Source organism: Streptomyces chisholmiae (assembly GCF_031845445.1).
In the GTDB taxonomy this organism is placed as follows: Bacteria; Actinomycetota; Actinomycetes; order Streptomycetales; family Streptomycetaceae; genus Streptomyces; species Streptomyces chisholmiae.
In genome coordinates, this window is record NZ_JAVREO010000015.1 from 1 (window position 1) to 13,453 (window position 13,453).

Here is a 13,453-nt window from a genome sequence, read left to right on the forward strand (position 1 = left end):
GGACCCGGCCGAGCAGCTCGGCGAAGGTCGGGTCCCCGGACAGGTCGGTGCGTAGGACGAGGGTGTTGACGAAGAACCCGACCAGGTCCTCCGTCGCCTCGTCCGTACGACCCGCGATCGGCGAACCCAGCGCGATGTCCTCGCCGCCGCCGAGCCGGGACAGCAGGGTGGCCAGGGCGGCCTGGACGACCATGAAGAGGCTGACGCCGTGCTGGCTGGCCAGCGCCGTCAGTCGCTGGTAGAGCCCGGTGTCGATCTCGAAGGGCACCCGCGCACCCTGGTAGCTGGCCCTGGCCGGCCGAGGCCGGTCGGTGGGAAGCGGCAACTCGTCGGGCAGGTCGCCGAGTTGCTGGCGCCAGTAGGCAACCTGGCGGGCCAGCACGCTCTCCGGGTCCCGCTCGTCGCCGAGCGTCTCACGCTGCCAGAGGGTGTAGTCGGCGTACTGCACCGGCAGCGGCGACCAGCCGGGCGCGCGGCCCTCGGCCCGGGCGGCGTAGGCCCGGGTGATGTCCCGGGCCAGCGGCGCCATCGACCAGGCGTCCCCGGCGATGTGGTGCACCACCAACACCAGCACCCACTCTGCCTCGCCCTCCCCCGCGGCCGCCTCGCTCTTGAAGAGCCAGCCACGGATGGGGAGGTCCTTGGTCAGGTCGAACGAGTACCGGCCGGCAGCCCGCACCCGGTCACCGACCTCCGCCGCCGCGACCGACTCCACCACCAGCTCCGGCACCGCCCGGTCCGTCGGCAGCACGAGCTGCCGGGCGCCGTGCTCGTCCTCGGTGAAGACGGTCCGCAGGGCTTCGTGCCGGCCGACCACGTCGGCCAGCGCCTGCTGGAGCGCGTCGGCGTCCAGCTGGCCGGTGAGCCGGAGGGCGAGGGGGATGTTGTAGGTGGGGCTGGGGCCCTCCAGCTGGTGCAGGAACCAGAGACGTTGCTGGGCGTAGGAGACCGGCACCCGGTCCGGCCTGGGAACGGCGGCGGTCAGCCGGGCGCGGCCCACCCCGCCACCACCGACCCGAGCGGCGACCCCGGCCACCGTCGGCGACTCGAACAGGTCCCGCACCGACAGCTCCACGTCCAGCACCGCGCGGATGCGGGAGACAAGACGGGTGGCGAGCAACGAGTGCCCACCCAGATCGAAGAACCCGGCGTCGATGGAGACCCGCTCCGCGCCGAGCACCTCGGCGAAGAGCCCGCAGAGCACCTCCTCGACGGGGGTGCGCGGCAGGCGGCCGGTGTCCAGACCGGTCAGGTCGGGGGCGGGCAGCGCCTTGCGGTCGAGCTTGCCGTTGGGGGTCAGCGGGAGGCTGTCCAGGGGGACGATGGTCGAGGGAACCATGTACTCCGGCAGCACTGTGCGCAGGGCATCCAGCAGCACCGGCACGGGCGCTTCGGCCGGAACCGCGTAGGCCACCAGGCGCCGGTCGCCCGGCTGGTCCTCCCGGACCACGGCCACCGCCTGCGTCACGCCTTCCAAACCCGCGAGCACGGCCTCGATCTCGCCCAACTCGATCCGGAAACCCCGCAACTTCACCTGATCGTCAGCCCGGCCCACAAACTCCAACTGGCCATCCGCCCGCCACCGCACCACATCCCCGGTCCGATACATCCGCGCACCAGGCGTCGCACTGAACGGGTTGGCGACGAACCGCGTCGAGGTCAACCCCGGCCGTTCCCAATAACCCCGGGCAACTCCATCGCCCGCGATATACAACTCACCTTCCACACCCACCGGAACCGGCCGCAACCAACCATCCAACACAAACACCTGGGTATTCCGAATCGGCCGCCCCATCGACACCCGACCAGTTTCTTCAGACAACTCCACCGCCGTAGACCACACCGTGGTCTCCGTCGGCCCATACACATTCACCACCGACCCACACTCACCCACCATCCGCTCCGCCAACTCCACCGGCAGAGCCTCGCCCCCCACCAACGCCCGCACCCCACCAAACTCACCCGACGACTCAGCAAGCAACCCACTCCACAAACTCGGCGTCGCCTGCACCACCCGCACCCCGAACTCACGCACCAAACCCCGCACCACCACCGGATCACGCACCACACCATCCCCAACCACCACCACACCCGCACCACACACCAACGGCACCAACAACTCCAACCCCGCAATATCAAACCCCACCGTCGTCACCGCCAACAACCAATCACCCGACCCCAACCCACACCAACCCCGCATCCCTCTGGCGAAGTTAAGGAACGCACCACGCGACACCACCACACCCTTAGGCCGCCCCGTCGAACCCGACGTATAAATCACATACGCCACCGACTCAGCCGCCGCACCCACCTCACCCAAGCCAGCCGGCGAAACAGCAGCCAACCGACCCACAACCTCCGGATCATCCAGACACACCACCACCCCACCCACACCCAACGACGCCAACCGCCCCGCCTCCGACGACACCGTCAACGTCACCACCGGACACGCATCCCCCAACACATAACCCACCCGCTCATCCGGATACTCCACATCCACCGGCACATAACCACCCCCCGCCTTCAACACCGCCAACAACCCCACCACCACATCCACCGAACGCGGCAACACCACCCCAACCAACGACTCCACCCCCACACCCAAACCCACCAACAACCGCGCCAACCGATTCGCCCGCCCACCCAACTCCGCATACGACAACCGCTCTTCACCACACACCACCGCCACCACATCGCCAGAACGCGCCACCTGCTCCTCAAACATCCCCACCAAAGAACCCAAGCCAGAATCAGCAACCGCCGTATCATTCCACCCCACCACCAACCGCTCACGCTCCACCGCGGACAACAACTCCACCCCACTCACCCGCACCTCAGGACGCTCCACCAGATCAGCCAACACCCGCACAAAGCGCTCCACCAAAACCTCAACCGAACCCCGATCAAACAGATCCGAGGCAAACTCCACCCGCCCCACCATGCCACCCAAGCCGTCCCGCTCACCACGACGCTCAGCCAAAAAGAAGGCAAGGTCGAACTTGGCAGTATTCGACGAACTTCGCTCCGCCGTCACGGTCAGCTCGGCGTGCTCCAGCAGCCGGTCGTCCGCCTGCTGGGTCTCGGTGTTGTTGAACGAAAGCATCACCTGGAAGAGGGGGTGTCGGGCGAGGGAGCGGGCTGGGTTGAGCACCTCGACGAGACGCTCGAACGGCACGTCCTGGTGGGCATAGGCGTCCAGGTTGGTGCGCCGGACCCGGCCGAGCAACTCGGCGAAGGTCGGGTCCCCGGACAGGTCGGTCCGCAACACCAACGTGTTGGTGAAGAACCCGACGAGGTCCTCCGTCGCCTCGTCCGTACGACCCGCGATCGGCGAACCCAGCGCGATGTCCTCACCCCCGCCCAACCGGGACAGCAGCGTCGCCAGCGCCGCCTGCACCACCATGAACGCACTCACACCATGCCGAGACGCCAACGCAGACAGCGCCCGATGCGTCTCCGCCGAAACCGCCACCTCCACGTGATCACCGCGATACGACGCCCGCACCGGCCGCGGCCGATCCGTCGGCAACACCAACTCATCCGGCAACCCAGCCAACTGCCGCTGCCAATAACCGACCTGGCTGGACAGCACACTCGCCGGATCATCCTCCGACCCGAGACTGGCACGCTGCCAGAGCGTGTAGTCCGCATACTGCACCGGCAGGGCCCGCCACTCCGGCGGCTGTCCGGCCGCGCGCGCCAGATAGGCCCGGGTGATGTCCCGGGCGAGGGGCCCCATCGACCAGGCGTCGCCGGCGATGTGGTGCACCACCAGCACCAGCACGGACTCCGTTGTCTTCTCCGCGCTCCGGAAGAGCCAGCCACGGATGGGGAGGTCAGTGGTCAGGTCGAACGAGTACCGGCCGGCAGCCCGCACCCGGTCACCGACCTCCGCCGCCGCGACCGTCTCCACGACCAGCTCGGGCCGGGCTCGTTCCCCCGACAGCACCAGCTGGCGCGCCCCCAACTCGTCCTCGGCGAACACCGTGCGCAGCGCCTCATGCCGCAGCACCACGTCGATCAGTGCCTGCCGCAACGCGGCGACATCCAACGAGCCGCTCAACCGAAGCGCGAGCGGAATGTTGTAGGTCGGACTGGGCCCCTCCAACTGGTGCAAAAACCACAGCCGTTGCTGGGCAAACGACACCGGCACCCGGACCGGCCTCGGCACGGTGGCCGCCAGACGGACACGACCCGCCGCACCACCAGCAACCCGAGACGCAATCCCAGCAACCGTCGGCGACTCAAACAGATCCCGCACCGCCAACTCCACATCCAGCACCGACCGGATACGGGAGACAAGGCGAGTGGCCAGCAACGAATGCCCACCCAGATCAAAGAACCCAGCGTCAATGGAGACCTGCTCCACACCCAACACCTCGGCGAACAGCCCACACAACACCTCCTCCACGGGGGTACGTGGCAGGCGGCCGGTGTCCAGACCGGTCAGATCCGGGACGGGCAGCGCGTCGCGGTTGAGCTTGCCGTTGGGGGTCAGGGGCAGCGCGTCGAGGACGACGATGGCCGAGGGAACCATGTAGTCGGGCAGTACGGCCCGCAGCCCGTCCAGCAGCACCGACACCTGCGTGTCCGGGCCCACCACATAGGCCACCAGCCGCTGGTCCCCCGGCTGGTCCTCCCGAACCACCACCACCGCCCGGGAAACCCCGTCCAAACCCGCGAGCACGGCCTCGACCTCGCCCAACTCGATCCGGAACCCCCGCAACTTCACCTGATCATCAACCCGCCCCACAAACTCCAACTGACCATCCGCCCGCCACCGCACCACATCCCCGGACCGATACATCCGCGCACCCGGCGTCGTGCTGAACGGATTCGCGACAAAACGCGACGCCGAAAGACCAGGACGCTCCCAATACCCCCGCGCCACCCCAGCACCCGCGATATACAACTCACCCACCACACCCGGAGGAACCGGCCGCAACCAACCATCCAACACAAACACCCGCGCATGCGGAAACGGCCGCCCAATCGGCACCGCCCCCACCGGAGTCTCCTCCCCCGGCAAAAGACTAAACTCCGTACAGTTCACCGTCGCCTCACTCGGCCCATAGACATTCGCCACCACCACCGAAGGAAACAACGAACGCCACCGCTCCAACACCTCACCCCGCAACGCCTCACCCCCCACCAACAACAACCCCGACGGCGAAACCGACTTCGGCAACGACTCCAACAACCCCACATGCGAAGGCGTCACCTTCATCAACGAAGGCCCACCACCCCCCACACCCAACCCCACCACCGCGGCCTCCTCCTCCAACCCCGCCAAACACACCGCACCACCCGAAACCAACGGCGTGAACAACCCCGTCACCGTCAAATCAAACGCCACCGAAGAAGGCACCAACGACCACCCACCAGCCACCCCCACATAAGCACCCCGCGCATACCCCACATACGCCCCCAACGACCCACGCGACACCACCACACCCTTAGGCCGACCCGTCGAACCCGACGTATAAACCACATACGCCACCGACGAAGAACCCACGCCCACCTCACCCAAGCCAGCCGGCGAAACAGCCGCCAACCGACCCACAACCTCCGGATCATCCAGACACACCACCACCCCACCCACACCCAACGACGCCAACCGCCCCGCCTCCGACGACACCGTCAACGTCACCACCGGACACGCATCCCCCAACACATAACCCACCCGCTCATCCGGATACTCCACATCCACCGGCACATAACCACCCCCCGCCTTCAACACCGCCAACAACCCCACCACCACATCCACCGAACGCGGCAACACCACCCCAACCAACGACTCCACCCCCACACCCAAACCCACCAACAACCGCGCCAACCGATTCGCCCGCCCATCCAACTCCCCATACGACAACCGCTCACCACCCGAAACAACCGCCACCGCCCCCGGCGAAACCCGCACCCGCTCCTCAAACATCCCCACCACATCCCCCACCGGCGGCACCACCACCGACTCACCACCCCACTCCCCCACCCACCGCGCACGCTCAACTTCGGTGGTGATATCGATGCGGCTGAGCACGACCTCGGGTGCTTGGGATATCGCGTCGAGCAGGTGGATGAATCGGTCCCGCATACTTTCGACCGTCGACTCGTCAAACAGGTCGGTGCGGTATTCCCAGCGACCGGTCAGGCCATTCGGACGCGCGCCGTCAGGGCCGTGCCGGTCTCCGAGAAAGATCCCGAGGTCGAACTTCGACGACCCGGATTCGAGGGGCAGCGCGGCGACCGTCAGGTCGGCCACCGAAGTGACCCGGTCCTCGGCCAGACGCTGAGCGTCCTGGTTCACGTTGAGCAGTACCTGGAAGAGGGGGTGTCGGGCGAGGGAGCGGGCCGGGTTGAGCACCTCGACGAGGCGCTCGAACGGCACGTCCTGGTGCGCGTACGCGTCCAGGTTGGTACGCCGGACCCGGCCGAGCAGCTCGGCGAAGGTCGGGTCCCCGGACAGGTCGGTGCGTAGGACGAGGGTGTTGACGAAGAACCCGACCAGGTCCTCCGTCGCCTCGTCCGTACGACCCGCGATCGGCGAACCGAGCGCGATGTCCTCGCCGCCGCCGAGCCGGGACAGCAGGGTGGCCAGGGCGGCCTGGACGACCATGAAGAGGCTGACGCCGTGCTGGCTGGCCAGCGCCGTCAGTCGCTCGTGGAGACCGGTGTCGATCTCGAAGGGCACCTGGGCGCCTTGGTTGCTGGCTCTGGCCGGCCGGGGCCGGTCGGTGGGCAGTACCACCTCGTCGGGCAGGTCGGCGAGTTGCTGGCGCCAGTAGGCAACCTGGCGGGCCAGCACACTGTCGGGGTCCCGCTCGTCGCCGAGCGTCTCACGCTGCCAGAGGGTGTAGTCGGCGTACTGCACCGGCAGCGCCGACCAGCCGGGCGCGCGGCCCTCGGCCCGGGCGGCGTAGGCCCGGGTGATGTCCCGGGCCAGCGGCGCCATCGACCAGGCGTCCCCGACGATGTGGTGCACCACCAACACCAGCACCCACTCTGCCTCGCCCTCCTGGAAGAGCCAACCGCGGACAGGGAGGTCCGTGGTCAGGTCGAAGACGCAGCGGGCCGCGGCGCGGACTCGGAACAGCAGCTCGGCCGGCGGCACCGTCTCCACCACCAGCTCCGGCATCGCCCGGTCCGTCGGCAGCACGAGCTGCCGGGCGCCGTGCCCGTCCTCGGTGAAGACCGTCCGCAGGGCTTCGTGTCGACCGACGACATCCGTCAGTGCCAGCCGCAGCGCGTCGACGTCTAGCTGGCCGGTGAGCCGGAGGGCGAGCGGAATGTTGTAGGTGGGGCTGGGGCCCTCCAACTGATGGAGGAACCAGAGACGTTGCTGGGCGTAGGAGACCGGCACCCGGTCCGGCCTGGGCGTGGTGGCAGTCAGGCGGGCACGGCCGGCCGCACCACCCGCGACGCGGGAGCCGATCCCGGCCACCGTCGGCGACTCGAACAGGTCCGCCACCGACAGCTCCACGTCCAGCACCGACCGGATACGGGAGACGAGGCGAGTGGCGAGCAACGAGTGCCCACCCAAGTCGAAGAACCCGGCGTCGATGGAGACCCGCTCCGCGCCGAGCACCTCGGCGAAGAGCCCGCAGAGCACCTCCTCGACGGGGGTGCGTGGCAGGCGGCCGGTGTCCAGACCGGTCAGGTCGGGGGCGGGCAGCGCCTTGCGGTCGAGCTTGCCGTTGGGGGTCAGCGGGAGGCTGTCCAGGGGGACGATGGTCGAGGGAACCATGTACTCCGGCAGCACTGTGCGCAGGGCATCCAGCAGCGCCGGCACGGGCGCTTCGGCCGGAACCGCGTAGGCCACCAGGCGCCGGTCGCCCGGCTGGTCCTCCCGGACCACCGCCACCGCCTGCGTCACGCCTTCCAAACCCGCGAGCACGGCCTCGATCTCGCCCAACTCAATCCGGAAACCACGCAACTTCACCTGATCGTCAGCCCGGCCCACAAATTCCAACTGGCCATCCGCCCGCCACCGCACCACATCCCCGGTCCGATACATCCGCGCACCCGCCACACCACTGAACGGATTCGCGACAAAACGCGACGCCGAAAGACCGGGCCGTTCCCAATAACCCCGCGCCACACCATCGCCCGCGATATACAACTCACCTTCCACACCCACCGGAACCGGCCGCAACCAACCGTCGAGAACGAAAACCTGAGTGTTCCGGATCGGCCGACCCATCGACACCCGACCAGTTTCTTCAGACAACTCCACCGCCGTGGACCACACCGTGGTCTCCGTCGGCCCATACACATTCACCACCGACCCACACACACCTACCATCCGCTCCGCCAACTCCACCGGCAGAGCTTCACCCCCCACCAAAGCCCGCACCCCACCAAACTCACCCGACGACTCAGCAAGCAACCCACTCCACAAACTCGGCGTCGCCTGCACCACCCGCACCCCGAACTCACGCACCAAACCCCGCACCACCACCGGATCACGCACCACACCATCCCCAACCACCACCACACCCGCACCACAGACCAACGGCACCAACAACTCCAACCCCGCAATATCAAACCCCACCGTCGTCACCGCCAACAACCAATCACCCGACCCCAACCCACACCAACCCCGCATCCCCACAACAAAATTCAAGAACGCACCACGCGACACCACCACACCCTTAGGCCGCCCCGTCGAACCCGACGTATAAATCACATACGCCACCGACGAAGAACCCACCCCCACATCACCCAAAGCCCCCGCATCCAGACCCACCAACCGACCCATGACCTCCGGATCGTCCAGACACACCACCACCCCACCCACACCCAACGACGCCAACCGCCCCGCCTCCGACGACACCGTCAACGTCACCACCGGACACGCATCCCCCAGCACATAACCCACCCGCTCATCCGGATACTCCACATCCACCGGCACATAACCACCCCCCGCCTTCAACACCGCCAACAACCCCACCACCACATCCACCGAACGCGGCAACACCACCCCAACCAACGACTCCACCCCCACACCCAAACCCACCAACAACCGCGCCAACCGATTCGCCCGCCCATCCAACTCCCCATACGACAACCGCTCACCACCCGAAACAACCGCCACCGCCCCCGGCGAAACCCGCACCCACTCCTCAAACATCCCCACCAAAGAACCCAAGCCAGAATCAGCAACCGCCGTGTCATTCCACCCCACCACCAACCGCTCACGCTCCACCACAGACAACAACTCCACCCCACTCACCCGCACCTCAGGACGCCCCACCAACTCCGCCAACACCCGCACAAGGCGCTCCACCAAAACCTCAACCGAACCCCGATCAAACAGATCCGAGGCAAACTCCACCCGCCCCACAATGCCCCCAGGACCGTCCCCCTCATCACGACGCTCAGCCAGGAAGAAGGCGAGGTCGAACTTCGCGACGCCGGAGCCCAGCGAGTGGCTGGCGACGTCCAACCCGGGAAGGCCCAACTCGCGGTCTGCCAGACCCCGTTGTTGGACGTCCTGGTTGAAGCCCAGCAGCACCTGGAAGAGCGGGTGCCGGGCGAGCGAACGGGTCGGGTTGAGCACCTCGACGAGACGCTCGAACGGCACGTCCTGGTGGGCATAGGCGTCCAGGTTGGTGCGTCGAACACGCGAAAGGAGATCAGCGAAGGTCGGGTCCCCGGACAGGTCGGTCCGCAACACCAGCGTGTTGGTGAAGAAGCCGACCAGGTCCTCCGTCGCCTCGTCCGTGCGACCCGCGATCGGCGAACCCAGCGCGATGTCCTCACCCCCGCCCAACCGGGACAGCAGCGTCGCCAGCGCCGCCTGCACCACCATGAACGCACTCACACCATGCCGAGACGCCAACGCAGACAGCGCCCGATGCGTCTCCGCCGAAACCGCCACCTCCACGTGATCACCGCGATACGACGCCCGCACCGGCCGCGGCCGATCCGTCGGCAACACCAACTCATCCGGCAACCCAGCCAACTGCCCCTGCCAGTAACCGACCTGGCTGGACAGCACACTCGCCGGATCATCCTCCGACCCCAGGACATCCCGCTGCCAGAGCGTGTAGTCCGCATACTGCACCGGCAACGGCGACCAACCGGGCGCGCGGCCCTCGGCCCGGGCGGCGTAGGCCCGGGTGATGTCCCGGGCCAGGGTGGACAGCGACCAGCCGTCGCCGGCGATGTGGTGCACGACCAACACCAGCATGGACGCGGGCGTCCCGTCGTCGGCGCGGAAGAGCCGGCCGCGAATCGGCAGGTCGGTGGTCAGGTCGAAGACGCAGCGGGCCGCCTCGTCGGCTCGGGCGGCGAACTCAGCCGGCGGGATGGTCTCCACGACCAGCTCGGGCCGGGCCCGCTCCCCCGACAGCACCAGCTGCCGCGCCCCGAACTCATCCTCAGCGAAGACCGTCCGCAGGGCTTCGTGCCGACCGACGACATCCGTCAGCGCCTGCCGCAACGCGGCGATGTCCAACGAGCCGGACAGGCAGAGCGCGAGGGGGATGTTGTAGGTCGGGCTGGGCCCCTCCAACTGATGGAGGAACCACAGCCGTTGCTGGGCGAACGACACCGGGACGCGGTCCGGCCTGGGCACAACGGCGGCGAGCCGGGCACGACCCGCCGCACCATCGGCGACCCGGGACGCGATCCCGGCCACCGTCGGCGACTCGAACAGATCCCGCACCGCCAACTCCACATCCAGCACCGCGCGGATGCGGGAGACGAGGCGAGTGGCGAGCAACGAGTGCCCGCCCAGATCAAAGAACCCGGCGTCGATGGAGACCCGCTCCGCGCCCAACACCTCGGCGAACAGCCCGCAGAGCACCTCCTCGACGGGGGTGCGCGGCAGGCGGCCGGTGTCCAGACCGGTCAGGTCGGGGGCGGGCAGCGCCTTGCGGTCGAGCTTGCCGTTGGGGGTCAGCGGGAGGCTGTCCAAGGGGACGATGGTCGAGGGAACCATGTAGTCGGGCAGCACGGCCCGCAGCCCGTCCAGCAGCACCGGCACCTGCGCATCGGGGCCGACCACGTAGGCCACCAGGCGACGGTCACCCGGCTGGTCCTCCCGGACCACCGCCACCGCCTGCTCGGCCCCCTCCAGCCCGGCCAACACGGCCTCGATCTCGCCCAACTCGATCCGGAACCCCCGCAACTTCACCTGATCATCGACCCGGCCAACGAACTCAAGCTGGCCATCGGCACGCCACCGCACCACGTCTCCGGTCCGATACATCCGCGCACCCGACTGAGCGGCAAACGGATTGGCAACGAAACGCCCGGCGGTCAGACCGGGTCGTTCCCAATAACCCCGGGCAACTCCATCGCCCGCGATATACAACTCACCTTCCACACCCACCGGAACCGGCCGCAACCAACCATCCAACACAAACACCTGGGTATTCCGAATCGGCCGACCCATCGGCACACGTCCAACACCGGGACTCAGCTCCACCGCCGTGGACCACACCGTGGTCTCCGTCGGTCCATACACATTCACCACCGACCCACACTCACCCACCATCCGCTCCGCCAACTCCACCGGCAGAGCCTCACCCCCCACCAACGCCCGCACCCCACCAAACTCACCCGACGACTCAGCAAGCAACCCCGCCCACAAACTCGGCGTCGCCTGCACCACCCGCACCCCGAACTCACGCACCAAACCCCGCACCACCACCGGATCACGCACCACACCATCCCCAACCACCACCACACCCGCACCACACACCAACGGCACCAACAACTCCAACCCCGCAATATCAAACCCCACCGTCGTCACCGCCAACAACCAATCACCCGACCCCAACCCACACCAACCCCGCATCCCCACAACAAAATTCAAGAACGCACCACGCGACACCACCACACCCTTAGGCCGCCCCGTCGAACCCGACGTATAAATCACATACGCCACCGACTCAGCCGCCGCACCCACCTCACCCAAGCCAGCCGGCGAAACAGCCGCCAACCGACCCACAACCTCCGGATCATCCAGACACACCACCACCCCACCCACACCCAACGACGCCAACCGCCCCGCCTCCGACGACACCGTCAACGTCACCACCGGACACGCATCCCCCAGCACATAACCCACCCGCTCATCCGGATACTCCACATCCACCGGCACATAACCACCCCCCGCCTTCAACACCGCCAACAACCCCACCACCACATCCACCGAACGCGGCAACACCACCCCAACCAACGACTCCACCCCCACCCCCAAACCCACCAACAACCGCGCCAACCGATTCGCCCGCCCATCCAACTCCCCATACGACAACCGCTCACCACCCGAAACAACCGCCACCGCCCCCGGCGAAACCCGCACCCACTCCTCAAACATCCCCACCAAAGAACCCAAGCCAGAATCAGCAACCGCCGTGTCATTCCACCCCACCACCAACCGCTCACGCTCCACGGCCGATATGGGAGAAAGTCCGGCGACGGGGGTTTCCGGGGCGGTGGCGCACCGAATCAGATTGGTCCGCAGCGTGTCGGCAATCTTCTGAATGGCGGTTTCGTCGAAGACGTCGGGGCGGTATCCGAGCCGGAACGACAGCTGTTCGTTGGGGGCGATCAGCAGGCTGATGGGGAAGTGGGTGGCGTCGTGGGCGGTGGCGTCGGTGACCCGGAGTCGGGCGCGGTCGGCCGCGGCTTCCTGGTCGGTGCCGTTGCTGGGGTAGTTCTCGAAGATGGTGGTGGTGTCGAAGAGGGTGGGGTAGCCGGCCCAGCGTTGGATGTCGGAGAGGCGGGTGTGTTGGTGGTCGAGCAGCCTGGTCTGCTCGCCGTGCAGCCGCACCGCCAGCTCGCGCAGCGTCTCCGCCGGGTCCAACCGGACCCGCACCGGCACCGTGTTGATGAAGAGACCCACCATGGTCTCCACCCCGGCCAACTCCGCCGGCCGACCCGACACCGTCGCCCCGAACACCACATCCGCCCGACCGGTCAACCCCGACAACACCAACGACCACGCCGACTGCACCAACGAGTTCAACGTCACCCCCCACTCCCGCGCCCGGTCGTTGAGTGCGTTGCTGATGGTGGTGTCGAGGGCGGCGGTGACCTGGCCCGGGACCACGGTGCCCGTGGCGCCGGGGGCGACCAGGGTGGGCTCGGCGTCGGCGAGCGCGTTCTGCCAGGCGTGCCGGGCGGCGGTCTCGTCGCGTCGGGCGAGCCAGCTCAGGTAGTCGCGGTAGGGGCGGACCCGGGGCAGGGCCCCGGCGTCGCCGCGGTGGGCGTACAGGGCCAGTAGTTCGGCCATCACGACGGACAGCGACCAGCCGTCCCAGAGGATGTGGTGGTTGGTGAGCACGAAGCGGTGGCGGTCGCCGGCGAGCCGGATCAGCAGGCAGCGCAGCAGCGGCGGCCGGGCCAGGTCGAACCGGGCCCAGCGGTCCGCCGCCACCAGCCGATCCGCCTCCGCCTCCGCCGCCTCGCCGTCGTGTTCCCGCAGGTCGATGTCCCG

The 13,453-nt window shown here is 67.8% G+C and carries 1 protein-coding gene (cut by a window edge); it reads right to left on the reverse strand.

Features of this window, described 5'->3' with window-relative positions; translation table 11 throughout:
* Positions 1-13,453: part of a non-ribosomal peptide synthetase coding region (locus RM844_RS22870; RefSeq protein WP_311669225.1), annotated on the reverse strand (this coding region is incomplete at its 3' end). Its footprint extends 270 nt past the window's final position; the window shows 13,453 of its 13,723 annotated nt.